Annotated in this window: 32 protein-coding genes; 25 read left to right on the forward strand and 7 right to left on the reverse strand. The window is 32.7% G+C overall.

Annotation, left to right across the window (positions count from 1 at the left end; translation table 11 throughout):
* The first annotated feature begins 11 nt into the window (after window positions 1–11).
* The 4 genes from HNP67_RS05485 to bdr (HNP67_RS05470) all read left to right on the forward strand — a co-directional run bounded on the left by HNP67_RS05485 (window position 12) and on the right by bdr (HNP67_RS05470) (window position 2,722).
* Window positions 12–527 (forward strand): DUF226 domain-containing protein, encoded by a 516-nt coding sequence (locus HNP67_RS05485; RefSeq protein ID WP_184125507.1) that lies wholly within the window; start codon window positions 12–14, stop codon window positions 525–527.
* Between the two features lie 30 nt (window positions 528–557).
* Window positions 558–1,382 (forward strand): DnaB helicase C-terminal domain-containing protein, encoded by an 825-nt coding sequence (locus HNP67_RS05480; protein ID WP_184125495.1) that lies wholly within the window; start codon window positions 558–560, stop codon window positions 1,380–1,382.
* Window positions 1,383–1,471: 89 nt separating this feature from the next.
* Window positions 1,472–1,993, forward strand: a complete 522-nt coding sequence (gene bdr / locus HNP67_RS05475; RefSeq protein ID WP_184125497.1) for a Bdr family repetitive protein — start codon at window positions 1,472–1,474, stop codon at window positions 1,991–1,993.
* Between the two features lie 57 nt (window positions 1,994–2,050).
* Window positions 2,051–2,722 carry a Bdr family repetitive protein gene (gene bdr / locus HNP67_RS05470; protein WP_184125499.1) on the forward strand — a complete coding sequence of 224 codons (672 nt, stop codon included), beginning with the start codon at window positions 2,051–2,053 and terminating at the stop codon, window positions 2,720–2,722.
* A 21-nt stretch (window positions 2,723–2,743) separates the two neighbouring features.
* Here bdr (HNP67_RS05470) and HNP67_RS05465 read toward each other — a convergent pair whose 3' ends face one another.
* Window positions 2,744–3,367: a hypothetical protein gene (locus tag HNP67_RS05465; RefSeq protein WP_184125502.1), complete on the reverse strand. Its 624-nt coding sequence runs from the start codon at window positions 3,365–3,367 to the stop codon at window positions 2,744–2,746.
* A gap of 672 nt (window positions 3,368–4,039) precedes the next feature.
* On the opposite strand from HNP67_RS05465, the gene HNP67_RS05460 reads away from it, so the two are divergent.
* A complete protein-coding gene (locus HNP67_RS05460) occupies window positions 4,040–4,663 on the forward strand; it encodes a hypothetical protein (protein ID WP_184125502.1) in 624 nt (207 codons plus the stop codon).
* A 21-nt stretch (window positions 4,664–4,684) separates the two neighbouring features.
* On the opposite strand, the gene bdr (HNP67_RS05455) is transcribed toward HNP67_RS05460, so the two are convergent.
* From bdr (HNP67_RS05455) to HNP67_RS05430, 6 genes are all read right to left on the reverse strand, one after another.
* On the reverse strand, window positions 4,685–5,356 hold the full coding sequence (gene bdr, locus HNP67_RS05455) for a Bdr family repetitive protein (protein WP_184125499.1): 672 nt from the start codon (window positions 5,354–5,356) through the stop codon (window positions 4,685–4,687).
* Window positions 5,357–5,413: 57 nt separating this feature from the next.
* Window positions 5,414–5,935 carry a Bdr family repetitive protein gene (gene bdr / locus HNP67_RS05450; RefSeq protein ID WP_184125497.1) on the reverse strand — a complete coding sequence of 174 codons (522 nt, stop codon included), beginning with the start codon at window positions 5,933–5,935 and terminating at the stop codon, window positions 5,414–5,416.
* An 89-nt stretch (window positions 5,936–6,024) separates the two neighbouring features.
* On the reverse strand, window positions 6,025–6,849 hold the full coding sequence (locus HNP67_RS05445) for a DnaB helicase C-terminal domain-containing protein (protein WP_184125495.1): 825 nt from the start codon (window positions 6,847–6,849) through the stop codon (window positions 6,025–6,027).
* Between the two features lie 30 nt (window positions 6,850–6,879).
* A complete protein-coding gene (locus HNP67_RS05440) occupies window positions 6,880–7,395 on the reverse strand; it encodes a DUF226 domain-containing protein (RefSeq protein ID WP_184125507.1) in 516 nt (171 codons plus the stop codon).
* Window positions 7,396–7,567: 172 nt separating this feature from the next.
* Window positions 7,568–7,969 (reverse strand): hypothetical protein, encoded by a 402-nt coding sequence (locus tag HNP67_RS05435; protein ID WP_184125493.1) that lies wholly within the window; start codon window positions 7,967–7,969, stop codon window positions 7,568–7,570.
* A 24-nt stretch (window positions 7,970–7,993) separates the two neighbouring features.
* The gene (locus tag HNP67_RS05430; protein WP_184125491.1) at window positions 7,994–9,436 is read right to left on the reverse strand and encodes a plasmid maintenance protein; all 1,443 of its coding nucleotides are present in this window, start codon (window positions 9,434–9,436) and stop codon (window positions 7,994–7,996) included.
* Window positions 9,437–9,813: 377 nt separating this feature from the next.
* On the opposite strand from HNP67_RS05430, the gene HNP67_RS05425 reads away from it, so the two are divergent.
* The 20 genes from HNP67_RS05425 to HNP67_RS05330 all read left to right on the forward strand — a co-directional run bounded on the left by HNP67_RS05425 (window position 9,814) and on the right by HNP67_RS05330 (window position 26,485).
* Entirely contained in the window at window positions 9,814–10,188 is a 375-nt protein-coding gene (locus HNP67_RS05425; RefSeq protein WP_184125489.1) for a hypothetical protein, read from the forward strand.
* Window positions 10,185–10,877, forward strand: a complete 693-nt coding sequence (locus HNP67_RS05420) for a DUF261 family protein (RefSeq protein WP_184125487.1) — start codon at window positions 10,185–10,187, stop codon at window positions 10,875–10,877. The genes HNP67_RS05425 and HNP67_RS05420 overlap by 4 nt, the downstream gene beginning before the upstream one ends.
* Window positions 10,877–11,251: a hypothetical protein gene (locus HNP67_RS05415; RefSeq protein ID WP_184125485.1), complete on the forward strand. Its 375-nt coding sequence runs from the start codon at window positions 10,877–10,879 to the stop codon at window positions 11,249–11,251. The genes HNP67_RS05420 and HNP67_RS05415 overlap by 1 nt, the downstream gene beginning before the upstream one ends.
* A complete protein-coding gene (locus HNP67_RS05410; protein ID WP_184125483.1) occupies window positions 11,251–11,637 on the forward strand; it encodes a BBA14 family lipoprotein in 387 nt (128 codons plus the stop codon). Before HNP67_RS05415 ends, HNP67_RS05410 begins: the two co-directional genes overlap by 1 nt.
* 13 nt (window positions 11,638–11,650) lie before the next feature.
* Window positions 11,651–14,353, forward strand: coding sequence for a right-handed parallel beta-helix repeat-containing protein (locus tag HNP67_RS05405; RefSeq protein ID WP_184125505.1), 2,703 nt, complete (start codon window positions 11,651–11,653; stop codon window positions 14,351–14,353).
* Complete coding sequence (locus HNP67_RS05400) at window positions 14,354–15,136, forward strand: hypothetical protein (RefSeq protein ID WP_184125481.1); 783 nt, start codon at window positions 14,354–14,356, stop codon at window positions 15,134–15,136.
* A 9-nt stretch (window positions 15,137–15,145) separates the two neighbouring features.
* Window positions 15,146–15,925, forward strand: a complete 780-nt coding sequence (locus HNP67_RS05395; protein ID WP_184125479.1) for a hypothetical protein — start codon at window positions 15,146–15,148, stop codon at window positions 15,923–15,925.
* A 10-nt stretch (window positions 15,926–15,935) separates the two neighbouring features.
* Window positions 15,936–16,274 carry a hypothetical protein gene (locus tag HNP67_RS05390; protein ID WP_184125477.1) on the forward strand — a complete coding sequence of 113 codons (339 nt, stop codon included), beginning with the start codon at window positions 15,936–15,938 and terminating at the stop codon, window positions 16,272–16,274.
* Window positions 16,271–17,461, forward strand: coding sequence for a PBSX family phage terminase large subunit (locus tag HNP67_RS05385; RefSeq protein WP_184125475.1), 1,191 nt, complete (start codon window positions 16,271–16,273; stop codon window positions 17,459–17,461). Before HNP67_RS05390 ends, HNP67_RS05385 begins: the two co-directional genes overlap by 4 nt.
* 11 nt (window positions 17,462–17,472) lie before the next feature.
* Window positions 17,473–18,495 carry an anti-CBASS protein Acb1 family protein gene (locus HNP67_RS05380; protein ID WP_184125474.1) on the forward strand — a complete coding sequence of 341 codons (1,023 nt, stop codon included), beginning with the start codon at window positions 17,473–17,475 and terminating at the stop codon, window positions 18,493–18,495.
* Between the two features lie 28 nt (window positions 18,496–18,523).
* Window positions 18,524–19,069: a terminase gene (locus HNP67_RS05375; protein WP_184125473.1), complete on the forward strand. Its 546-nt coding sequence runs from the start codon at window positions 18,524–18,526 to the stop codon at window positions 19,067–19,069.
* Window positions 19,070–19,579, forward strand: a complete 510-nt coding sequence (locus tag HNP67_RS05370) for a structural cement protein Gp24 (RefSeq protein ID WP_184125472.1) — start codon at window positions 19,070–19,072, stop codon at window positions 19,577–19,579. It begins immediately after the preceding gene.
* Between the two features lie 37 nt (window positions 19,580–19,616).
* Window positions 19,617–20,447 carry a hypothetical protein gene (locus tag HNP67_RS05365; protein WP_184125471.1) on the forward strand — a complete coding sequence of 277 codons (831 nt, stop codon included), beginning with the start codon at window positions 19,617–19,619 and terminating at the stop codon, window positions 20,445–20,447.
* Window positions 20,448–20,466: 19 nt separating this feature from the next.
* The gene (locus HNP67_RS05360; RefSeq protein ID WP_184125470.1) at window positions 20,467–20,805 is read left to right on the forward strand and encodes a hypothetical protein; all 339 of its coding nucleotides are present in this window, start codon (window positions 20,467–20,469) and stop codon (window positions 20,803–20,805) included.
* A 15-nt stretch (window positions 20,806–20,820) separates the two neighbouring features.
* Entirely contained in the window at window positions 20,821–21,213 is a 393-nt protein-coding gene (locus HNP67_RS05355) for a hypothetical protein (RefSeq protein ID WP_184125469.1), read from the forward strand.
* Entirely contained in the window at window positions 21,210–21,653 is a 444-nt protein-coding gene (locus HNP67_RS05350; protein ID WP_184125468.1) for a hypothetical protein, read from the forward strand. The genes HNP67_RS05355 and HNP67_RS05350 overlap by 4 nt, the downstream gene beginning before the upstream one ends.
* Window positions 21,643–22,461, forward strand: coding sequence for a hypothetical protein (locus HNP67_RS05345; protein WP_184125466.1), 819 nt, complete (start codon window positions 21,643–21,645; stop codon window positions 22,459–22,461). The genes HNP67_RS05350 and HNP67_RS05345 overlap by 11 nt, the downstream gene beginning before the upstream one ends.
* 9 nt (window positions 22,462–22,470) lie before the next feature.
* Window positions 22,471–22,899, forward strand: coding sequence for a hypothetical protein (locus HNP67_RS05340; protein ID WP_184125464.1), 429 nt, complete (start codon window positions 22,471–22,473; stop codon window positions 22,897–22,899).
* Window positions 22,900–22,988: 89 nt separating this feature from the next.
* The gene (locus tag HNP67_RS05335; protein ID WP_071983787.1) at window positions 22,989–23,186 is read left to right on the forward strand and encodes a hypothetical protein; all 198 of its coding nucleotides are present in this window, start codon (window positions 22,989–22,991) and stop codon (window positions 23,184–23,186) included.
* The gene (locus tag HNP67_RS05330; RefSeq protein WP_184125462.1) at window positions 23,183–26,485 is read left to right on the forward strand and encodes a tape measure protein; all 3,303 of its coding nucleotides are present in this window, start codon (window positions 23,183–23,185) and stop codon (window positions 26,483–26,485) included. Before HNP67_RS05335 ends, HNP67_RS05330 begins: the two co-directional genes overlap by 4 nt.
* Window positions 26,486–26,728: the final 243 nt, after the last annotated feature.

The raw sequence follows: 26,728 nt of genomic DNA on the forward strand, positions 1-26,728 counted from the left end.
ATACAAGGTTGATGAATGTTTATAAGGGGTGGCGGGCCTGGAAGCATAAGTTCTGTGTTTATTTTATAAATTCTCTTAACAAAGAGAGAAAATTTATTATGTTATACCCCATAAAGGAGGAAGATGCGTTTTTAGGTATATTTTATGGGTACAATAAGGTGAAAAATAATCCATTTTACAGAGATTATACCTCTGTTTGTAGCTTTTCTAAGAAAATATTTAAAACTTTTAATAAATCGTATTTTATTGAATTTAGGTTCAAAAAGGGGAGTGTGTTTTTGTATCTCCATACCATAGCGTATTTGCTTAGGGATAGGAATCTCTATAATAGGGAGCATAAAAAATTACATGGACGCTTGATGGAGTTAGAAAAAGAAGTATTTAAGTTCTATGGTCGAGATTTAAATCCCGAGGGCGAGGGTATTATAACTAAGTGGATAGATAAAATTAATCGGAAAAAGTTGGGCAAAGAGGATAATCCTAGTTTGCTTCGCAGTCTACTACGTAGTCGACTGCGTAAATTTTGAATTTGTAATGTTACTGAAGGAATAACCTATATGAAAGTCGCAAATCTTATAAGGTCAACTTGTGAAAATGAAAATTTCTTACAGAGCGGGTTTAGAGATCTTGATGCTATTATACAAGGCTTTCGGGAATCAAATTTTGTAGTAATTGGAGCACGACCCAGTGTTGGTAAAACGGCTTTTGCCCTCAATATTGCTCACAACATATGCTTACAACAAAATTTGAGTGTTGGATGGTTTACATATGAAATGACAAGTAAATCTGTCACTCGGAGGCTTTTGTCGATGAATTCAGGCATAGAATACAATAAGTTGATTGACAACATCAGTTCGCTAGATAAAAGTGAACTGGACGCTTTTCATAAATCAGTTTCTGAGGTTAGTAATTTTTCTTTTTGGATTAATAGCGTTTGGGGTACCGACATACATGAGTTAGAAGATAAAGTCAGACAAATGAAATTGAACCACGATGTAAAAATTATCTTTATTGACTACATCAATTTGATTCCCGTGTCACAGAATAATATTCCTCGTTTTGAGCAAGTTGCATTTTTGAGTCGTAATATACGTTCGCTTGCGCTTGAACTTGGAATTCCAATAATAGTTGTATCTCAAGTTTCCAGAAGTGCTGAGGTTGTAGAACCCAGTTTGGCAACTTTGGGAGAATCGGCAGCATTACAATGGCATGCAGATATTGTAATTTTTTTACATCAAGAGAGGGAAAAACGTAAAGGGCGGAATACTTCTAAAGGTAGTAATACAACTAAAGTAAAAGTGATAGTTGCTAAAAATAGAAACGGTTATATTGGGATTGCCAATTTAGGTTTTACTCCAAAAACTATAAAATTTTCGAATTGAAATTTAGATTTGTTAGATTTGTAGATTTGAGAATATTGTGTTATTTAGCCTTGATTTGTGTTACAATGTATTTAGCATGTGAGTAAATTATGAAATCATCGATAGTGGCAACAAGTATTACTGAAGAACAAATATATAAAGAGTTTCTGCGATTAGGTATGGAACAACTAATAGCTGAAGATTTGTCAAAAAGATATTATCACAATGAGCTAACATATAGAGATTTAGAAAATTTAGAAAAACAATTTGGCATAAAGTTTGACAATCTTGTTACTAAGATTGATACTGTTAAAAGTCAACTTACTACTAAGATTGATGGTGTAGAGAAGAATTTAAATCTAAAAATAGATAATTTAGATACCAAGATTGATACTTTAGAAAAGAATTTACAAAAAGACATGCTCAACTTGGAGCAGACTATGAAAAAAAATATATCTATGTTAGAGCAAAATAGAATAAAAGAGTCACAAATGCATCATAAGAAAGGGTTTTTTAAAAAATTTTTGTATGATGATGATTGGTGGAATGTGCTCTTGTCTATATGCATTTCAATAGCTACTATTGCGTGGCTAAGTATATTCGGCATTTTGAGGAAACTTTTGCGGTTGTAAATATTCTGTTATTTAGCCTTGATTTGTGTTACAATGTATTTAGCAGGTGGGTAAATTATGAAATCATCGATAGTGACAACAAGTATTACTGAAGAACAAATATATAAAGAGTTTCTGCGATTAGGTATGGAACAACTAATAGCTGAAGATTTGTCAAAAAGATATTATCACAATGAGCTTACATATAGAGATTTAGAAAATTTAGAAAAACAATTTGGCATAAAGTTTGACAATCTTGTTACTAAGATTGATGGTGTAGAGAAGAATTTAAATCTAAAAATAGACAATTTAGATACTAAGATTGATACTGTTAAAAGTGAACTTACTACTAAAATTGATAACGTAGAGAAGAATTTAAATCTAAAAATAGACAATTTAGATACTAAGATTGATACTGTTAAAAGTGAACTTACTACTAAGATTGATACTGTTAAAAGTGAACTTACTACTAAAATTGATAACGTAGAAAAGAATTTACAAAAAGATATAGTTAATTCGGAACAAAGGCTAGAAGCAAAGCTGGAAGCCAATAACAAAGTTTTTTTGGAAAAGCTGGAAGCCAATAACAAAGTTCTTTTGGAAAAGCTAGAAGCCAATAACAAAGTTCTTTTGGAAAAGCTTAGCGTGAAAAACAGAGTGTCAGTTGCTATTGCATCAGTAGTTTCGCCCATTGTTTTAGCTATTTTAGCGTCCTTAATTATGCTATTAATTGGCAACTATTTCAAATAGAAATTACAAAGAAACTTCCACCTATCTAATTAAAAAGATTTTAGATATAATTCGCTTTTGTAATTTACAAGTATTTTTGTAAATGCCTAACTTTCTTAATTTAGCATTAATGTACAATTTTAGATTATGCAAATTTTTGCAAGGTTCCTTTTCAGTGAAAAAATTCGAAATCAGATTAATAATTGTAAGTTTGGTTCCAGTAGAACTGTTTAGATAATGATTTAGATTGCTTTGATTGAGCTTTAGAGGTGCAAATGATTTAATGTAATTGAGTTTTTGTGATATATTTAATATACAAGGTGTTTTAACTAAAAAGAAGTTTTGTGAGTTAGAGTTATATGTAATTTCGTTTAGAGTTTCTTTTGACTTTGCAATCAAAGAGTAAATAATTTTCAGTTGTTTAGCAGTAATCCTAAAACCAAATATATTGTTTGCCACATAATTAATTCTACGTGCATCAATAGATAGTAATCTATTTTTGTCTAAATTTTCAATACATCTGGAAATTTCATTAGAGCAAATTAGAGAATATGTTTCAATTTGTAAACCGTTATCCAATGCATAAGAAAGTATATCGGATTTGAAATTGTAAGGAGTTTTGATATTTTGATTTTTTAGATGAGCTAATGAAATTCCAGAAGCCATAATAATTCCAAGTAATTGGTGAGTAGTGCTAGTAGAATTGATAAGATGTTTGCTAATTAGAATAAATTCATCCGGATTTATTTTGTAAAAATTTTTCTGTTTATCAGATTTTTTTTAAAAAAGAACTTGAATAAAAACATATAAATATTATACACTTTTATGTAAAAATTGCAAAAATTAAAGTTTTATTATTTCGGATTAAAGTTTTATCATTTTTAAAAATTCTAGTTAAAGTTTTATTTTTTCTAGTTAAAGTTTTGCTGCTTGATAGGTATAGTTTTAACAATTTGGGTTAATCTTTAGAGTGGAAATATCTATACTAATTAAAAATTATATATATAATTTTTAATTAGTATAGATATTTCCACTCTAAAGATTAACCCAAATTGTTAAAACTATACCTATCAAGCAGCAAAACTTTAACTAGAAAAAATAAAACTTTAACTAGAATTTTTAAAAATGATAAAACTTTAATCCGAAATAATAAAACTTTAATTTTTGCAATTTTTACATAAAAGTGTATAATATTTATATGTTTTTATTCAAGTTCTTTTTTAAAAAAAATCTGATAAACAGAAAAATTTTTACAAAATAAATCCGGATGAATTTATTCTAATTAGCAAACATCTTATCAATTCTACTAGCACTACTCACCAATTACTTGGAATTATTATGGCTTCTGGAATTTCATTAGCTCATCTAAAAAATCAAAATATCAAAACTCCTTACAATTTCAAATCCGATATACTTTCTTATGCATTGGATAACGGTTTACAAATTGAAACATATTCTCTAATTTGCTCTAATGAAATTTCCAGATGTATTGAAAATTTAGACAAAAATAGATTACTATCTATTGATGCACGTAGAATTAATTATGTGGCAAACAATATATTTGGTTTTAGGATTACTGCTAAACAACTGAAAATTATTTACTCTTTGATTGCAAAGTCAAAAGAAACTCTAAACGAAATTACATATAACTCTAACTCACAAAACTTCTTTTTAGTTAAAACACCTTGTATATTAAATATATCACAAAAACTCAATTACATTAAATCATTTGCACCTCTAAAGCTCAATCAAAGCAATCTAAATCATTATCTAAACAGTTCTACTGGAACCAAACTTACAATTATTAATCTGATTTCGAATTTTTTCACTGAAAAGGAACCTTGCAAAAATTTGCATAATCTAAAATTGTACATTAATGCTAAATTAAGAAAGTTAGGCATTTACAAAAATACTTGTAAATTACAAAAGCGAATTATATCTAAAATCTTTTTAATTAGATAGGTGGAAGTTTCTTTGTAATTTCTATTTGAAATAGTTGCCAATTAATAGCATAATTAAGGACGCTAAAATAGCTAAAACAATGGGCGAAACTACTGATGCAATAGCAACTGACACTCTGTTTTTCACGCTAAGCTTTTCCAAAAGAACTTTGTTATTGGCTTCTAGCTTTTCCAAAAGAACTTTGTTATTGGCTTCCAGCTTTTCCAAAAAAACTTTGTTATTGGCTTCCAGCTTTGCTTCTAGCCTTTGTTCCGAATTAACTATATCTTTTTGTAAATTCTTTTCTACGTTATCAATTTTAGTAGTAAGTTCACTTTTAACAGTATCAATCTTAGTAGTAAGTTCACTTTTAACAGTATCAATCTTAGTATCTAAATTGTCTATTTTTAGATTTAAATTCTTCTCTACGTTATCAATTTTAGTAGTAAGTTCACTTTTAACAGTATCAATCTTAGTATCTAAATTGTCTATTTTTAGATTTAAATTCTTCTCTACACCATCAATCTTAGTAACAAGATTGTCAAACTTTATGCCAAATTGTTTTTCTAAATTTTCTAAATCTCTATATGTAAGCTCATTGTGATAATATCTTTTTGACAAATCTTCAGCTATTAGTTGTTCCATACCTAATCGCAGAAACTCTTTATATATTTGTTCTTCAGTAATACTTGTTGTCACTATCGATGATTTCATAATTTACCCACCTGCTAAATACATTGTAACACAAATCAAGGCTAAATAACAGAATATTTACAACCGCAAAAGTTTCCTCAAAATGCCGAATATACTTAGCCACGCAATAGTAGCTATTGAAATGCATATAGACAAGAGCACATTCCACCAATCATCATCATACAAAAATTTTTTAAAAAACCCTTTCTTATGATGCATTTGTGACTCTTTTATTCTATTTTGCTCTAACATAGATATATTTTTTTTCATAGTCTGCTCCAAGTTGAGCATGTCTTTTTGTAAATTCTTTTCTAAAGTATCAATCTTGGTATCTAAATTATCTATTTTTAGATTTAAATTCTTCTCTACACCATCAATCTTAGTAGTAAGTTGACTTTTAACAGTATCAATCTTAGTAACAAGATTGTCAAACTTTATGCCAAATTGTTTTTCTAAATTTTCTAAATCTCTATATGTTAGCTCATTGTGATAATATCTTTTTGACAAATCTTCAGCTATTAGTTGTTCCATACCTAATCGCAGAAACTCTTTATATATTTGTTCTTCAGTAATACTTGTTGCCACTATCGATGATTTCATAATTTACTCACATGCTAAATACATTGTAACACAAATCAAGGCTAAATAACACAATATTCTCAAATCTACAAATCTAACAAATCTAAATTTCAATTCGAAAATTTTATAGTTTTTGGAGTAAAACCTAAATTGGCAATCCCAATATAACCGTTTCTATTTTTAGCAACTATCACTTTTACTTTAGTTGTATTACTACCTTTAGAAGTATTCCGCCCTTTACGTTTTTCCCTCTCTTGATGTAAAAAAATTACAATATCTGCATGCCATTGTAATGCTGCCGATTCTCCCAAAGTTGCCAAACTGGGTTCTACAACCTCAGCACTTCTGGAAACTTGAGATACAACTATTATTGGAATTCCAAGTTCAAGCGCAAGCGAACGTATATTACGACTCAAAAATGCAACTTGCTCAAAACGAGGAATATTATTCTGTGACACGGGAATCAAATTGATGTAGTCAATAAAGATAATTTTTACATCGTGGTTCAATTTCATTTGTCTGACTTTATCTTCTAACTCATGTATGTCGGTACCCCAAACGCTATTAATCCAAAAAGAAAAATTACTAACCTCAGAAACTGATTTATGAAAAGCGTCCAGTTCACTTTTATCTAGCGAACTGATGTTGTCAATCAACTTATTGTATTCTATGCCTGAATTCATCGACAAAAGCCTCCGAGTGACAGATTTACTTGTCATTTCATATGTAAACCATCCAACACTCAAATTTTGTTGTAAGCATATGTTGTGAGCAATATTGAGGGCAAAAGCCGTTTTACCAACACTGGGTCGTGCTCCAATTACTACAAAATTTGATTCCCGAAAGCCTTGTATAATAGCATCAAGATCTCTAAACCCGCTCTGTAAGAAATTTTCATTTTCACAAGTTGACCTTATAAGATTTGCGACTTTCATATAGGTTATTCCTTCAGTAACATTACAAATTCAAAATTTACGCAGTCGACTACGTAGTAGACTGCGAAGCAAACTAGGATTATCCTCTTTGCCCAACTTTTTCCGATTAATTTTATCTATCCACTTAGTTATAATACCCTCGCCCTCGGGATTTAAATCTCGACCATAGAACTTAAATACTTCTTTTTCTAACTCCATCAAGCGTCCATGTAATTTTTTATGCTCCCTATTATAGAGATTCCTATCCCTAAGCAAATACGCTATGGTATGGAGATACAAAAACACACTCCCCTTTTTGAACCTAAATTCAATAAAATACGATTTATTAAAAGTTTTAAATATTTTCTTAGAAAAGCTACAAACAGAGGTATAATCTCTGTAAAATGGATTATTTTTCACCTTATTGTACCCATAAAATATACCTAAAAACGCATCTTCCTCCTTTATGGGGTATAACATAATAAATTTTCTCTCTTTGTTAAGAGAATTTATAAAATAAACACAGAACTTATGCTTCCAGGCCCGCCACCCCTTATAAACATTCATCAACCTTGTATGATACATAGTTTTATCGCCAATAATTTCCTTTTTAAAAAAAGAATGGTTCTTAAACGGTATCTGTTCTTTATTAGTTACAACAGCCTTTTCAGGACTTGGTGTTTTTACTGGCGTTTTTACTACCCTTTTTACTATTCTAAAACTAATACATTACTCCTTCCTAAGTTCCAGATTGTTTTGGCCCCGAATCACCCGATCGGGGAGCTGCTGGAGCAGCAGGGGCTTTTTTTTCTAATCTAGCAAGAAATATATCTTTATAGTCTTTAACAATTCTGGCCAAAATCTTCTTTAAACTAGAATACCTTTTTGCCTTACAAATATATTCAAGACCATCTACCTTTTGAATAGTAAACCCTAATTTATCGTTATATTTCTTCTGAATCCACTCATCCACATACTTGTAAATATACTCATAGTCAAAATCTTCCGGTTCTAATTTAGGGAAATTGGTAATGTTTTTGTCCTTAGCTTTATTTTGTACTTCGGTGCTTCTGTAAACATGCCAAATCTTGTCCCTTCTCAAATAAAGCCTTCTTACTAAATGTTTCATTCTTATTTTCATTTTACCTCCTAAAGCCACTTAGGCTCAAATTGCTTTTTTATCAATTCCAAGACCCTCAAGAGTAATTCCTTTAATTGTCTTGAAGCCCAAGGAATCCTTAACAATGTTACTTCTTCCATAGATGTTATTTCTATTCTCCCCTAAGTAAATTCTCTCCGGCGGCATATTTACGCTATCTTGCTCCTGATTATTTGACAATTCTCCTGTTTGCGTTTGCACTTGTGCTTGCGATTGACCATTAATCTTCTCCAAACGCTCTCTACTACGATTTTCTCTCTCTTTAGCTTCCATTGCAAGCACTTTTTTCACATAATCATTAAGCTCAACTTTTTTCTTAACAAACTCTCCAAACCTTTCCTTCCAAATGACTTCATAATCGCTAATAATCCCATCCGTACGCTTCATCATCATCCAAACTTTATATCGATAAACAGAAAACTGACCTAAAAAGTGCTCAAGTACATACTTCAACTTGATCTCCTTGTGATCGTCTAAGGCCTTATCCAGATTATATAGTGCATTTCTGTAAGTTGTAGGATTATTGCTAAGATCTTTTATTTGACTAAGAAAATCTTTTGGGACATTTCTTTCGATCAATTTAGTTTCAATGTCTTTTTTTTCGAAATTAATATTGTTTTTTTGAATTTTTGAATTACATAAAGAATTCTTTGAATTCTTATAATTAATATTGCTTATATTAGCTTTATTAAATACAGCCGGCGGCGAGTGGTGCGACATTGTCTTGGTGCGACTATCAACACTTTCGTTGTTTAAAGCAATGTCACCTGAGGTTTCCAAAAAAACATTTTCAGAAAAATTGTCTGAATGTTTAGAAAATTTATCTGAAAATTTGTTAGAAAACTTTGATAAGCCTGTGGATGTATCGGAAGGATACTTCAATGAATTGCCAAAAACATTAAATACTGCATTTTTTATGTCTTCGTCAAAATCGCCTACTATTTTCTTATTCTCAAGCTTCTCGCAAAGCAATGAAACAAGATGTTCCCAAATTATTTCTTTATGATACGCCGCAAGCGCTGTGTTTTGTATATAATGCGCAACACTTCCCTGTCCAATATTGTCTTTACCGAATTTTCTTAACTTAGTTTTGATCAGTCCAAACTCGTTAAGCAGTTTAAGATCCCGCTGCACAGTCCGCACACTAACAACCCTTTTGCCATCTTTTTTGAGTAGATCAGCAACCAGTCTATAAATATCACATGCCGAATAACGAACAACTCCGCAAGAGTTTTTGTAATTTTGATTTTTGACGTCAATTACCCAATAAACCTTCAAAAGTCTATCGTATTGATTTGATCTCATTTTTTTTATAAGCGACTCAACCTGAGACACTTTGATTGTGTTAGAACAGTGTTCTTTTTTGCTGTTTAACGCTACCAATTTGGTAAGCAATTCATGTAATACCGCTTTACTAAGCCTAGCATAATTTATTAATATTTTATTCATAGTTCATATGGATCCTCTAAAACACTTAAACTTTATTTGTGTCTGAGGCTAAGTCGCGTTGCTTGCAGCGCGACTTAAACTTTCTTATCCTTTTAAAAATTTTTTAAGACGCATTTCTAAAAAACAGGCCTCTCCATGCAGGTAAAGTATATATCAATTCGTATTTTTTGTCTTTAGAAAATCAAAAAAATTTTTTGGATTTTTGATTTTTAGCAAAAACGATATACAATTACGAAATACCTAATAATGGTTTTGACCAAATTAGATACCGCTGGAATTTAGAATCCAGTCTAGCAGCTGCTATATTTTATTTATTTTTTTAAAGTAAGTAAAATATAGTTTTTTTATTTAAAAAATTTTAAAAAAAGAAGGATTTTATGATAAGAGTAAAAAAACAAATAAATATTATTGGCAGCATTGTAGCAATGTTAGTAATATCTATCTCTGGACTTGGAACATACGCTTTTAAAGGGGTAATGGCTGATCTAAAAGCTTCAGTCTTAAAAGCCAAAGACGAAATTTTTAAAGAACTTGAAGATTACTACAATGCCAAGATTAAAACCGAATTCGAAGAAATGAAAAACTCTATCAAAGAAGAACTAAAAAGAACTACAGAATTTATTAACGCTGTTAACAAAGAAAATTTGGTATTAGAAGTTAAAAACATTTTCTCAAAAGAGCGAATCAAAACACAAGAACTTATAAAAGAAGAAATAGAAAAAAATTTCAGAAAAATTGGAGAAAGTAAATGAATAACAAAATGTTTTTGTGCATTTACAATTTTTTCTATAAACTTCTAAAAGACTATTTCATAAAAAAGTACAAATCGGAATTACTCGAAAGTGCATCATGTTTCAAAAATTCTTACAAAGAAACTGTAAAAGAAGTCGAAATTCACAGACTTGCCGTGCCCTTGCAAATGCAATTCAAAGAACAAAATGAAGTTATTTCAAAATTTGGATGTTATTTTCTTTGTATTTTATTTATTGGACTTGTGGTAAAAGAAATCAAAAACAGCGTTGAAAAATGTTTTGATTGTTATGAGATTGATTTACTTTTCAAGGGCCTTGTAAGTAAAGGCTGCTTAAGGGGTGACAATGCATTTGTTAATTCTCCAAATGCAATATTTGCAAATTTGGGTATTGATGAAGATATTTACTTCGAAGAAAAACATCACCCAACCTCTTATGTTCCATCAGAATCTGATATTTTGATTGGCAAGTACAAAGACATAAGTTCTAGTTTTTACCATTTTGTATTATTAAGCAGTGATCTAAAAACTATTATTTGGGATTCGCTTGGCAATTCCAAAACTGTTGCCAACGGACACTTAGAGTCTTTAAGAGTTTTTAAAATTCAAAATACAGCAATTATAGAGCGCGTAAAAGATAGACTAGAATTTTACAGTGCAAAATTTAGAAATAATTTGGAGGTGGCGTAATGAACGCAATAAAAAACATTAATGAGTTATTAGACGCAGTGGACGTCAAAAATGCACTTCTAAAGGGACTTGAAAGTTCTTTTGGTAGCGAAAAATTAGACATTGTAAACGAAGGAATGACATTTACAAGCTCACTTTTAAAGTTCATACTTTACATTAAAGACAAAATCGAAAAAAACAATGAAGATCAAGCTGCTGTTGAGCAAATTGATAAACGTCTCAAAGATACAATTGAACTCTCAATACGAGCTTATAAAGCTTACAAAGATTCTGGAGGTGATTTTTCAGAATACAAAAAGCTTTTAAAGCTTAGAGACGAAATTACAAGTAAAATGTTAAAAGATTTACAAAATCAAGTTCAGGGGAGCAAATAATGAAAAATTTAAAAACAAAAACTAATTTCTTAGGGATATTTTGGATATTTTTGGTATTTCTTTCTTGTGAATCAATACCATCACTTCCCCAAAAACCAAACTTAACAAACAAAGAAGACACCGAAAATCTAATTCTCAATGAAGCAGAACTTTTTAGATACTCAACTTCGCTAAATGTTTGGCTTTTGACCGTAAAAACCTATGCAGCCAAATACTATCCTAATGACAAATTTCCTATGTTTGAAAATTTCGATCCTGTGTTTGGCGATGAAAATGAAACCGAAGAAACAAATATGCTAAAAAATAGAATTACCTATTACAAGCGATACATAGAAAAAACTGAACCTATTGTATTTAAGTGTTACAAAAAATACAGCAGAAGATAAGGATTTTATTACGTTGAAAGATCAAGACAATTTAAGTCAAGAACCTAAAGCCTTAGATCAAGAAATTGCTAGTTTAAGTCAAGAAACTGCTGACAAAAATTCAGAAATTGCTAGTTTAAGTCAAGAAGTTGAAAAAAGCAACGAAACTGCAGAAATATCAAGTGCCAAAGAAGATACAACAGAAGATTGTACTTCTTTGGGGCTTGACATTGTATTCTACACGGACGAAGGTCAAATTTTTGAACTTACCCCTTTTGTTGACACTACAAGCATTGTTCTAGAAGAAAAAATAGTTGATCCAAGCCTAAAAACAGCAGCAAGCACGTTCAACTTTAGTGTAAACGGTCTATCAGAAGAATTTTTGAATTTCTTATTCTTCAGAAACGAAGACATTTTCGTAAAAGTAAATGATAAGAATAACCCCGTTTTTAGGGGAATTCTAGAAAAATTTTTCAGCAGAGATCTGTTCAATAGCACCAAAAGTGTATCATTCACAGTTAACGACTACTCTAGCCTATTAAAGATTGCATTCGAAAATCCAGTTCAATTCCCAATCAATTTTTCACCAGACTGGCTTTTTGTATACAATCCTTTGGCAAAAGAACTCTCACTTGTTCATCTAATAATAGAAAAAACCAAACTAAAAGACCTTATTGATGATGATGCTAGCGAATCAATACTTGACAAAGTTCCCGCTGTAATCATTGATTCTGGAGAAGATGTAGAAACTATTTTGCAAGCCTTGTTGTATGAATTCGGATACGCATATACTTTCTCCTCAAGCGGCAAATTGCAAATTCTTCCGATTTGGAAAAGTGAAGTCATCAAGAAAGATGTTGAAATTTGTTCTTTAGACGCTGACAGTTACGTTATGTCCAAAAGCAGTTCCAGCAGCTACGATTCAACTAAAGTTATTTGGAGAGAAGGCAAGTTTCAAAGCAAAGAAGAAGCAATGTCTAAAAAACGACCTTTGTACTCAGCCCCAATTAACGTTGCTGGTAATGACGGTGCACTGTATGTAGCGGTACTCCAAAAAGGTGTGGTTTACCCCGACTTTGCAGACAAAGTCGGCAGCAGTGTTTTTCAAGAATACGATCCTAGTTGGTTAGATACAGTTTACAAATGGGACTTCAAAAGGCGTGAAGTTTGGCACGACCACTATGCCATAAACGAACATTTAGCAATAATCTCTACACATAATCTTGAAGCAAGGTTTAGTGCCGACTCCTCCATCAAGCTTGAAAATAAAGAATATTTTCCATCAAGGGCTAAGCTTTGGTTTAGAAACACTTCTAGTAGTCAAGGCTCCAAATATATTTACCACTTTGATATCTACGGAGATGTTTTCTACACAATAGCTCAAAATGTACTCCAAACCGACAATGCCGATGATTTTTATTCTAAAAAGTTTGAATACACAACAAGATTCATTTTTTCCGAAGAATCCGCAGTAAGACTTTTTGAATTTTTAACAAACCTACGTGTCAAAGGACATACTATTGTTAATTTTCGTTCAATGCAAAATCTAAATCTAACCGATTTTGTCAAGCTTAGACTTGATAATATTGGCATTGATCATTTTTTTCTCATACTTTCAAAAAAAATTACTAATCTAGATCTAGATATCAAACTTTACGAATATGAGGGAATCACTTGGGGCGACTACACTCACTACGAATACCTTACAACTTCAACCAAAATAGGAATAAGCGACTATTTGTCTGGAGTCCACAAAGTTGTTATTGCACCGTTTAATTATAATGGGATCGAAACTTCCCACTTCAAAGCAGCCGGATTTAAGGATGAGGATACTTTGAATGATGCTATTGAATTTGCAAAACAATCTGGACTCAACAAAATTAAACTACTTAAAGGCGACTTCTACATTTACAATCAAGTAAATCTAAACAATTTAGAAATCGAAAGTGATGACGAAGTTTTCATAAGAAGCACAGGGTTTTCTAAACATATTTTTACATCAGAAAAATCATTTAAAATTTCCGGAATTAACATATGCCAACAACCAATGAGCGAGCTTTACATTAACGGAGGAGATCTAAATCAAGAAGAACTGTCGCCTTATCTGGAAGACAAGAGTTTCACACGGCCTAATGATTTAGTGCTATGTTCATCATACGCGTTAAAAGAAGCCGTTAGATCATCAGTCTATGTTACAGATGCAAACTTTGTGTACATCAAAAATGTCATATTTCTTTGTGCTCTAAACAAAGCACTAAATTTCAAAAGAACAAAAAAAATTTTACTTGAAGATGTTCATTTTGATTCTACAAATCAAAGCTTCGACATAGAAAATGTTGCCAATCTAACACTAATTAATGTTACTGCTAAAGGCAGTAAAACCGCATCAGTTGCAAATGGCCTAAATGCAATAATTAGAGACAGCTCCTTTACCAACAACATAGACGCACTCAAACTTTCTAACTTTTCAAGCTTAAAAATAACCGATACGCAGTTTAGCAACAACAATGGCACTGCACTGCATTTAGCAGACATTACTAGTGCAAGACTAAGTAATAATACATTCACAGAAAATAAAGTTGGACTTGAAAACCATGCTTTTGACTTGATCATACGCGATACTTTTGTAAAAAACACACTTGCTCTTAATTTAACAAGAAAATCAAACGCGGGGGTGCGAACGCTTGACCTTAGTACCTATATGGAAAACACTAAAGACAAACAGGAGGCCGCTTAAATGATAAGTGATGATGATTTCGAAGATATCAAAAAAAGACTTCAAGCCGACAATATCAAAATTCAATTTGGTGTTGGGACTATGGAAGAAGCAAAAAATTATGTTGGTAAACTTGGCGAGCCCATTGTTGTTAAGGACAAAGAATTGTTTGCTATTTGCAATGGTAAAGACACTGATAACAGAAAATACTATCCCATTAACAAGAATACTAAGCCTCCTATTGGCGAAAATATAGACGATTATTTAAAAGATTTAGTTAATTGGTGTTTAGAAAACACTTATCCTGGATTCTTAACGACTGAGTTTGCTAAGGAAGGATCGCTATCAATAAGTAAGTTGATACAAGCTTTTGAGAATAGTAAAAAATTTTGTATTCCAGATGGAAGATCTCTTCCCGAGAATTGTTTTGTAAAAGAAAAATTTGGAATATCTTCGGCCCCCAATTTGTCAGGGAGATTCTTGAGACACTATGATTCTAGCGGCTCCACCGATTCTGACGGTACAAGAAGCTTGGGAGATACACAAAGTGATTCTTTTAAAAGCCACGATCATGATCTTGACTTAAGCCTATTGAATAGTTTAAAAGGGAGACTTGTGATTGATCATTCCTTCATTAGAAGAGATGCTAATTGGAGTGAGGGCACCACCTCTTTTGTTACTAGGATAGAATACGGTGACAAAATACAGTCGTGGCGATATCCTTCCTACACAAAATATACGGGAGATAGCGAAACACGGCCCAAAAACACATGTTACATTTCATTCTACAGATACGATTGGTAGGTAAAATCAATGATAACGCAAAAAGACTACACAGAAATAAAAAAACGACTCGAAAAGACTAAAACTCGCATCCAATTCAGAAATGGCAACAAAATAGACTCGCTAGGGTATGAGGGATCTCTTGGAGAATCAATTTTACTAAAAGATAAGCTTACTTTTTCAGTATGTGATGGGAAAAGCATTGACAATAGAAAAGAATATGAAATTACCAAAAGTACACCAAATTTAGATTCACTTAGTGAATATTTAGAACATATGACTTTGTTTTTTCTAGAAAAAACACCCGTTGGTGCTTTGACTGCTAAATTTGCACAGGAAGGATCAATCCTTACAAGAAGCAAATTAATTGAAGCATTTACAAGCACAAACAAGTTTTGTGTTCCAGACGGCAGAAGCTTACCAAGCAGTTGCTATGCGTATAAAATTTTGGGAATATCTTCGGCCCCCAATTTGTCGGGCAGATTTCTAAGACACTACGCCTCAAGCAATTCCAGAAGCTTAGGCAATACACAAAGTGACACTTTTGAAAGTCACAATCATTATCTTGACACCAGTAGAATTAATTTTGAAGGGAAATTAGTAAAACAGATGACAATAATTTATCGTAGAGCTGATACTTGGTATACTTGGTATTGGGCTGAGGAGATTATTTCTCCCTTTATTACAGGCTATACTTCTGAAGATATATACTCCTACGAATTATTACCACCTTTTACAAATCAAAGAGGTTACGAAGAAACAAGGCCTAAAAATACCTGTTATATATCTTTTTACAGATACGATCTTTAGGAGAAAAATTATGGATAATTTACAAATTCAAGAAACTTTAAAAAAATTAATAGAAGAAAAACTTTCTTTTGACAATCAAACTTCACACAACTCCAGCAAACAAGCACTGCTTAGACTGTTTGTCAACAAAATGTTTGAATTTTCAAACAGTAATGTGCTAGCAACAAGTCTACACGCATTTAGAATGTTTTTTGCGGTCTTTGAAATGAGCGAAGCTGAGGATTTAGTACTAGACATTATTAATAAAGAAAAATTAATTATTGGAAATAATACAAGCACAGGCTTTGTAAAAAGTTGTTCTTATACCGAAGAAGAAATCAACAAAATTATTAACAAGGGTGAACTATGAGACTAAGGCGACTTCCAGTATATGTTGATGCCTACAAAGAAAAGCCCAATGCTGAAATTTTCATATACTATTCAAGTAGGGGAACTGGTAAAACCTACAACATTGCAACTGTTAATTTAGAAAGAAAATTTAGTGTTGATGGTGGGGATACCCTTGCAATTAGAAAAAAGAAAAACAAAACAACACAATCAATACACAAGGAAATTTTAGAACTTTTAAGTATCTACAGCTTAAGAAAATTTTTCAATATAAGCAAAGCAAAAATTGAAAGTAAAAGTTTGATTTTTGGAAAAAAACGTGCTTTTGTTTTTGAAGGGGGCCACGACACAAGAGATTTAAAATCTTATGCACATTTCAAGGACTTGTGGTTGGAAGAAGCTAATCAGCTTAGTGCTGATGACATAGAAATGCTTATTCCTACAATGAGAGAACAAGGCGGCAGAATCTATATGTCAAGCAATCCCGTGCCTAAATCACACTGGCTATACAAAAGGTACTTATCAAATCAAGACAATCCTGCCGTGTGTATAATCAAAAGCACTTACCGCGACAACCCATTTTTAAATGGTGGAGATGTGCAAGCTTGGCTTGAAAAACAAAAACTTGCATATCATGGTAATGACATTGGTTTTAGAATTGAGGTTTTAGGAGAAGAGTTTGATTTTGGCACAGCAAGGCTCATAAAAAAATTTAATGTGTGCGGTCCCGATATTCTTTCTAGAGCTAATGGAAGCTACTATACAGGAATACACGTTAAAGGCAACAGAATTTGTTTTTTAGAAATTCTTGTTGGAAGAATTTCTTATCTTCCAGTTGTAATTATTACAAACGCATGTAGTAAAGTTTTACTATCAAAAACGGATTACCAAGCCGAGATTAACCAGTTCAAAGGAACTTTTGTATTGCCATCGGCAAGGGAAGAACTCAAATATGTATTCTCCCGTTTTGGTAGAGGCACTTTGCTTGCAAAAAAACGAAACTTGTATTCACTCTCAGACTATTTAATTCCTTCTAATCTTAATGTGGTAAACAAACCCGAAACCACCGATGTAATTTCAGAGTTTAACGAAACTGAATATTACTATGATGAATCTAGTGCAGAAGATAGCGAAGTTACAAATTTTGTTATGCAAAAAGATTTGGTATACATCCCGGCATTTCTCAATGCCATATCGGTTTTTAGCTAAAGGAGCTTCTAATGTTTAGAATGAAATTTTTCAAAAAACCTAAAGAAACAAAACTATTTCCAGTAAGTGAATACACACCACACCAGGATCAATTAAGACTTGCACATCAAATAGCTGAAATTTACGCGGGGTTTGCATCTTCAAGAGATATTGAGCATAAAGTCGATGATGGACTTTCAAAATTATTTGATAATAATTTCAGAGCCGTGATCAAAAAAATGGTTTATACAGCAATTTTGTCTGGAGAAAGCCATTTTTACATAGTAGTTCCAGATTCCGATGATCCACACAAACCACTAAAAAAGGGATTTCCTTGTCTTTGTTATAACTTTGGTGAAGTTATTGATGGGGGCTTTTTCTTAAAAAATATTCATAAAAGTAGAATCATTACCATGAAGTCATCTTTTCTAAATTTCGAATCTCTAAAAAAAAGTAGCAATATTATGAACACCCTACTTAATGAGACGGTAGGTTTTTTACGGGTGAATAATTTCACTTTCCTTAAATCAGCAACTCTGCCATCAGTCAAGGATATGACTGCATATGATCTGGCCGAGGTTAAAAAAAACATTGAGGGGGTTCTTGATAGTAATCACAAAATGATGATACTCGGAAGAGAAGATGATATTGCCAATGTAACAAGATCTGTAAGCCCACTAAGAGATGCTTTTGAAATCATTGTATCAGACATAACGCTCCATTCAGGAATTCCCAAGGAAATATTGTATCCAATATCTCCTTCTGGAGAAGGTAGTGTTGGCAACTATGATATTTTTTACCTAAACATTGAGCAGATATGCAAACTAATGGTGACACCATTCATCAATGCGGTACTTTCAAAATTCGGATTAACCTCTAATTGGTGTTACAAACCAGTAAAACCAATTAGCCAAAAAGAACAAGCTGAAATTGATGAAAAACATGCAAAAACTTTAGCAACTTATGTAGAGCTTTTAAGTAAGGCGAAAGAAATGGGAAATGATAACTTGTACTTAAAAATACAAGATGAAATGAATCAGTACTTGCAAATTTAGAAAATTTAATTTTAGAAAGGAGGTTTATATGCAAGAACAAGTAAATGAAGAAGCTGTTACAATTTCTGAATCTTTGCCAAAAAATGACAAAGAACTTGTAACAATATCTTCAGAAGAATATGAGCGGTTAGTGCCTGATGCAAAAAAATTACCAGACATGATATCACGAGAAGATTTTGAAAAACGACTTGCTGAGGCTGAGAGCAACTTTACTAAAGCTCGAAAACAAGCCGAAAGACAAGCCGAGGCTAATGCTTTCAAAGATTCTAAACTTTTGTCAAATCTTGAGAAAGCTTGTGAGCAGTATGAAATTGCTCCACCTTTTGCAAACTCTTTGAGTGTAAAAGATGCTAAGCTTGCATTTTTGGATGCAATGAAAAGAAAGTACAACATTAAGTTCAAAATTGATGAAGAAGGTGACCTTGATTCGCAAATCGACAATATTAGCTTGCTAGTACAAGAACTTACAGCATACAAACAAATGGTAAATGCAAGAAATCGATTTACAGGTCAAATTATTAACAATACAAAAGCACAAAGATACAAAAGTAAATTTGCTTTGGGGGAGATATAAATGGCAGATTTCGATTTCACAAAAGTATGTAAAAATTTCGTTTTAGGAGTTGAGCATAAAGCATGTGTTCATCAAACTGAAACTGCAATAGTTGATGTTGAATCAGCGACCATCAAACCCGGAGACCCAGTTTTTTCAAGTGGATCAAGTGAAATGGGAGAAGTGCTAGTAAAAGCTGCAACTGTAACAGCAGGAGTTGGCCCTATTCGTGGATTTGCCTTAAAAAAAACAGATATTGCTTTACTAGAAAGCGAAGATTACTTACCGGGCGAACTAATTCCAATAAGACGTGCTGGAGAAATAACCGTTGCGTTAGACAGCACATTTGCAACTCCCAAAATCGGCGATTTTGTCTTCTTAAAAGCAGGAAAACTTGTAAAAGACGGCAAAGGGGGTGTGCAAGTTGGCAGAATCAAAGATGTTAGTCTTGACGCAAATAGTAAAGTAGTTTTGCTTGATGTTAATATCGGGCCTGAGTTTGAGTCTAATGGTAACAGGAAATTCTCGTGAACATACAAATTTATGAAAAAAAATTAGGAGGAATATCTTGAGTAGAAGTATTTTTGCAGAAGCAAGTGGTAGCTACAGTGGAGATATATTACAACTTGCAAAAGGTGGCCTTGAAGAGCTTATGCCTTACAAGATGATAAGTAGAAATGATCTAAGACAAGGCTATTATATTGTCAAAAAAGCAACAGTCGATCACAATGTTACATCAACTTTTGGTGATCATAGTAATGAAATTGGGAAAAGCAGCATTTTCTTCAAAGAAATGGCTTACAAGATGCACGTATTTGATACAGTACAGCGAATTTCTCTAAAAGACCTAATGTACGGAACTATAACTGAAGATGAAGTAAAGGCTAATCTAGAACTTGGTCTTATGAAAGATGCATACCATTCTGTTATTTTTGGTAAAAAAAATATCAATATGGAAGGCATCGCAAATTTAAAGGGTCGGAGCAAAGTTACTGTTGATACACTTACTACTGGATTTACGCTGTATGAAAAAGTAGCACTTGCAAAACGTGAATCAGAAAAACACAAGGAAAAACTTGATGGAGCTTACCATCTTTTAGTTCCCCACAATTTTTCTCACCTTTTACTAGAGTTGTACAGTGAGCCTCAGTATGTAACAGTCAAAGAAGCACTTGCTAGAGATCATGATGTGGTAACTTCGGTTTTTAAAGGCCTAAAAAATCCTATACTGTACGAACCAAATCCAGAAGTTATGTTTGTTCCAATGTTGCCAGAAATATTCTTTAGAAAATTTGCATCAGCAGACGGAGATTACATTCATGCCTCAATGGAATCAGCAGGAGTAATTCACTTTCAGCCACAAGAAGTTGTTGAAATTGAAGTTACAAAAGCTAGTTAGTAGTTAGTAAACTTAACAAATGAGTGAACTTGACGATCTTATTATGTGGATCAATCTTACTAAGATAGAATCTTTACGCATTGAGTGCATCAATGAAGACGGAAGCATTAGTATCCCAGATCAAACCAAAGTGCAACTTTCTGAAGTTCTAAGATACGCAAAATCTATTTTAGCCTTGTACCAAATGGGAGCTGCTTACAACAATTGGCTTGTAATTTTGCTTGATGTTCTTTATTTAGAAGTTTTCAATATTAGGTGTAAAGGAGATCAAAAAGAGTGTAAATTCAAATATTTACTCTCTCAACTTGATTTTCTATTCCCGCGTATTGATTCTTGTCCCTTTTTTTATATTGGTTGACCAAAAGGATAACAAATGGAAATTGGAGAAAAAATAAGAAAATCTATATTTGATAATGCAAAAAGTTTCGTAGGATTCAAAGTCAAAAAAAATTTAGATACATTAAAATCACATATCCCCGGACGATTGTCAAATGTAACAAATATTGATTTAGAAGAAACTGATTTTGGGTTGAGTTTAAAAGTAAAAGTAGGCTCCCCTCTTTCTGAATTTCTAGACTCAGGACAGGCATATAACAACAATTTGCCAGCTCCAAGTCTAACAAAAATCAAAAGTTGGGCAGCATATAAGGGGATAGAACCCTCAGCGGTACCCATTTGGCTATCTCTGAAGAAGAGAAAACCTAAAAACCAATATACAAACTGGACAAGCGATTTAGCAAAGGAGTCTGCAAAATTACTTAGATGAAGCACATAGAAGAATTTGTCATTAATCTGAAAAAAAATTTGAAAACTTACTTGGCTACTTGTAAACAAACAACCACAAAAGTATATTACAAGTCTGAAATGTTTGCATGTTCAAATTTAGACTTGCCATCAATTGTCTTTGCAGTAAAAAGTACTGGAGAAATTCTGAATCATTGCAAAAATTATTCGATGCTTTTGTGCCCAAAGTTCATAATTTACACGGAGTGTAGCATGCGTCCTACTTTAGGACTTGAGATTGCAAATATAATTGTGGCGTTTCTGATGCTAAATTATTCGTTGAAGTATTTTAGCATTGACGATTCCCAGGTTGAAGACGAAGCTTCTGATGCAAGAATGGTAACATTGGTTGATTCAACATTGGGAATTAGGATAGATAGCGTTGATTACATTAATTGTCGTGGAGGTAAAAATGGCAATTGAAAAATTGAGAATGCCGACTGGTGCAGTGCTAGTTACGGTGAATATTGAAAAATTCAAGTGGAATTTCAAGGGTTCAGACATCAAAAATAATAGTGAACCTTCTGGAACAGATCCTACTAATTTAGTTGTAAAAGATTTGGGTTCAAACATAACAAAGCCTAGCAAATGGAAGTCAATTAGCGAATGCATTTTTAGGGTTAAAAAGATTGATTCTAAGTCAAAACTTACATCAGATTTAGATCTAAAAGAAGGTAGTATTTTCTACTATAACAAAGATCTTTTGACAAAAATGTCCCAAGTATGTGATAATGCTGATGAAATTGATGTTCTACTTTTCAAAACATATTGCTTAGGATATTCATATACCATTAGCTCAACAAAAGCTACAGAAACTCTAAAAACAACTTGCGGATCGATCTCGGCGATTGGAAAAATACCAGAGCAAACTGTTGAGTTTAGCGGGTATTCCGTTAGAGAAACCGCAACTAATAAGGAAGAAATCCTAGATACATATATAGAAAAATCGCATTTCATAACACAAGATATTTCAAAAAATAATAACCAATGGCAAATTGGAAAACGTAGTTTGCCTACAAATTACGAGTTCACGGTACTTTTTGTAGATCAAATTGCAGATCAAGATCAAAGAACCAAATTCATGGTGGGCGAAGGACAAATTGCAACTTACAACCCAAGCCAGGACTTGAACAATCAAAAAATCGATCTAAAGTGCCAGCTTACTCTAACAAAACCCTTAGTATCGCTTTCATGCGACTATATTCAAGATGCAAGGTTCTTCAAAATTTAGGAGGCAACAATGGTAATTAATGTTAATTTGACTGGCAGGGTAATGTTACCCTATATTCCAGACTATATTAGAAACGGTAAGGAAAATATCAAAGAAGAAGAGAAAGCATATGTGGTTTTGAAAGACATTAACTACGGGTTTGTAGAAAAGCTAAAGGCAAGACAAATCGAACTTTTCAAAAAATTGAATGGCCAGAATGGTAAAACCAATTCCAATGCTATGATTGAGTCGACAAGTGCTCAAATTCAATTTGTAAAAAAAATTTGGGATGAAAATGTGGTAGAATTTGTCGGCCTTGAAAATCAACAAGGAGAAGTTATCACCAAAGAAATGGTTGAAAGTGACGCTATCTTGTTTCAAGACATGCTTTCAAGTCTTGCAATCGAAATTAATTTCCTGGCAGATACTCTAAGGGTTGAGCGTGTTTCAAAAAAGTAGAGCTTGCATTCGCTTATATTACAAAAAAAAATCACTATGACCAAATTCTGAATTTTGCAGACCGCGTGAATTCAGAATTCATAGTGAATATGAAAAAGGAACTTCCCTGGATTAAATATAATGAGGATGCTATTCTGCATTTACTGAATCAAGCCTTACTTTCAAAAAGTATTGGCAGCTTGCCCAATAGGGGCGGTCTTTTTGAGCAAAATTACTGGTTTGTTTTAGTTTTGAACGAACTCAATTTGTACATCAAAAATCTTGAGAGCGAGAGCATAAGTAGATGAAACTTGATGAAATAATAATTCCGCTATCAATGTCGATCAGCAACAATGAAAAGCTGGACTCAATAGCAGAAACTCTAAAAAAAATTGCCGAACAAAAATTTTCAAGTCTGGATGATTTGAAGTCAAAATTAGAAAAATCTACTACATCTGGATCAAATTTAGAAAAAGCTTTAAATAAAAGTTCGCAGAATGCTAGTAAAAACTTCAAATCTCTTGCAAATTCTGTTGATTCTGTAAGTTCTAAAGCTGGCGGCATGAAAAGTATAGGCAAAGTTCTAAAAAGTGTTGGAAAAGGCTTAGGAAGTGTAAAGAATTTAGCAAACAAAACTGGTGAAGCATTCAACCAAATGTTGGCGGCTTTTGCCCCAATTATTATAGCTGTAAAAGCTCTACAAGCAATCGGCTCTACAATAAGTGGAATTTTTGATGGTGCTATGGATGCTCTTGATGAATTCAACGAAGAAGTGTCAACGTTTTCCGATATGCTTGGAAATGAAAAACTTGGAAAATCTTTAGCAGAATCAATGAGAGCTTTTGGCGATGAAACTCTTTTTACTAGAGACGCTATTGCTAATGCTGCTAAAACAATGCTTTCTTATGGTGCAACTGCGAGTGAAGTTGAAGAGAGAATTAAAATGTTTGGGGAGGCTGCTGGTGGAAGTAGCGAGGGGCTTGAGAAATTAGCCGAAGTATATTCTCGTGTAGAATCGAGTAATCAAGTGAATTTAGAAGATTTGTATGCACTTCGTGACGCGGGTGTTGACATTACAGACATTTTGGCAGAAGAAGCTGGTTTAGCTGGAAAAGCATTATATAAGGCAGCGAGCGATGGAAAAATAGGATTCGAGACTCTAAATAAGGCTCTTTCTAAGGCCACTAGCGAAGGTGGTAAATTTTACGGCAAAACGGCCAAAGAAGCAAAAACTTTAGCTCAAGCTCAACAGCAAACTGCTAAAATGAGCGAAAAGCTTTTCTTAGACATTGGAAAAGCTCTAGAGCCAATGATGATTGGATTTGAAAAAGTAAAACAATTTCTTATGGTAGCAATCATGGTTCCTTTGACCAAGGTGACTACAGCTACAATATACTTAACTACCAAATTGGGTGAGCTTGTAGTATATCTTACCGGTAAGTGGGTGCAAGGTATAAAAATGTTGTTCAAGGCCATTACCACGCCCTTTGTGAAACTCTACGAGGGAATCAAATACGTAATTGGCAAGCTAAAAGAACTTGCAACATATGTTTCTAGTGGATTTTTAAATCGTTTTCAGGGAGCGTTTGAGCCCATTATCAAATTGGTTCAAAAGTTGATAGATATGATATCCAAAACGTATACAAAATTGAAAAATCTGGTTACTTTTTGGAAAAAGACCGAAAAAGAAAAAGACACTTCCAGTCCCGAACCCGAAAGGGATAAAAAGTTTGATCCAAATGCAAAAACCAATTTTAACAAGAAAATGGCAGAAGACTATCAAAAGCTGCAAGACGAAATATTTAATGAGCAGAGGAAAATCTATCAAGACCATAAAAATATCGGGAAAGCACGAGAACAAGCCTTAAGGAAGCTTGAAAAAACAATAAAGGAAAAAAACCAACAATTTATAAATGAATACTCCAAAACTTTTGACGATTTATCGGACGAGAACAAGAAAATTTTAGCCGGAGTTGAAAAATCAGTAAATGAGTTCAATAACTCCAATTATGATTTTGTGAATGAGTACCAAAAGTTACTAAAAAAAAAAGAAAGTCGTGAAAGGGAAATAATCAAAACCACGCCCCATACAGATCAAGTAAGTGCTTTACAGAAGCTTAATGATGAAATCAATGAAAAGAACAAAGCGTTCGTAGAAAAATATGGAAAAAGTTTAGAAACTCTGAACGAGTCTAACAGGCAAGTTGTAGTCGCACTTGAAAAGCAGGTTAATGAATTTGAAAAAACCGCTTTAGATCGATCTTTTGTTGAAGCTCAAAAAGCTCTGCAAAAAGAAATAACCGACTTAGAGTGGAAAACAATGCTACTTCCAGCAAAAGAAAGAGCAAGTGCTGAAAAAAAGATGGCATCCAAAATTCAAACAATGTATAAAAAATTCGTGGATGAGCACAAATCAGAATTCGAAAAGCTAAATGAAACCAACCAAAACTCTATGAAACAAATGGCTGAGAAAGCTAAAGATACGACAAAAAGCTTATATGACAGCATGATAGACGGCCTAGAAGCCTTCTCAAATGCCTTTATAAAAGATATAGTGGGCAAATTTTTGAATAAGGATATGGGAGAAAGTATTGGAGAAGAAATTCATAATGCTATTAATGGGGAGGATGTGAATTTTGGTGAAGTTTTAGAAAAAATGACAACACAAATGTACGAATCTTGGAAAAGTGGAGTAAAAGCTTTTGGAGCAATGTTTGGACCTGCTGGAACAGCCATTGCGGAGCTTATAACAGGATTGACCGATTTTATTTGGGGACTTTTCAAGGGGCAAGAAAAAGCGAGAATTAAAGCAATTGAAAAACAACGGGACGAAGATTTGGAAGAACTTGAAAAACGAAGTGAAGTCGAACTTCAAAAGCTTGAAGAGAGATTTGACGCCGAAATCAAAATGAGAAAAGAAAAATTGAGTGAATTAGATGATGAATACACTAAAGAAATAGAATTTCTCAAACAAGCTCAAAGTAAAGGACAAATATCTGGTGAAGAATTTCAAAAAAGATTACACGATGTACAAACAGAATATAAAACAAAAAAAGATATAGAAACCACTCAACTTACTAAAACCGAAGAGACTAAAAAAATAGAAGTAGAACGCAAAAACAAACTTTCTAAACTAGAGCCCGAACGAATAAAAGCACAGGCCGAAGTTGATAAAGTAAATGCTGAAAGTTCGTGGAATTTGGGCAAGTATGATAGGTTAAAAAAGACGCAAAAAATTTTAGATGAGATACTTAAAAGAATTGCAAAAGTAAAATCAGCCGGATCTATTGAGGAGATAAAACTTGCTCGTGGTGGTGCACGGTTTGTTTCGAATAAACCAACATATATGCCAAACTCAGGTGTAATGTCTAGTGAGTTTGGTCAACCCGAATTAGTAAGAATAACTCCTGCACCAATAGATGAAAATTTACGCAAACTTGAAGCTAAAATTATTGCAGAAGAAATTACCAAATTACAAAAAACCCAAAGCAGTACAGTTATAAATAATTTTTACTATAACTTTAATGGAGATGTGCTTGATGCTGAAAAATTAGTTAGAATGCTAAAATCAAAAGAACATCTAATGGGATTTAGAATGGCAGAGTAGAAAAAAATGTAAAAAAATTTTCAAATTACTTGATATTTTATCTTTTTTAGTATATAATATCAGCATTGATAGTTGCATAATTTATTATGCAACTATCAATACCTTGAAAAAGACCTTTAGCCTTTGCTAATGGTCTTTTTCTTCTATTCTACTAGTGGAATAAAAGAATTATTTTTAAATAAAAAGATGTTCATTCTCAAATATTTACTTTCCAATTAAAATTGTGTATCATAAGCATAATTG

Source organism: Borreliella californiensis (assembly GCF_014205885.1).
GTDB lineage: Bacteria > Spirochaetota > Spirochaetia > Borreliales > Borreliaceae > Borreliella > Borreliella californiensis.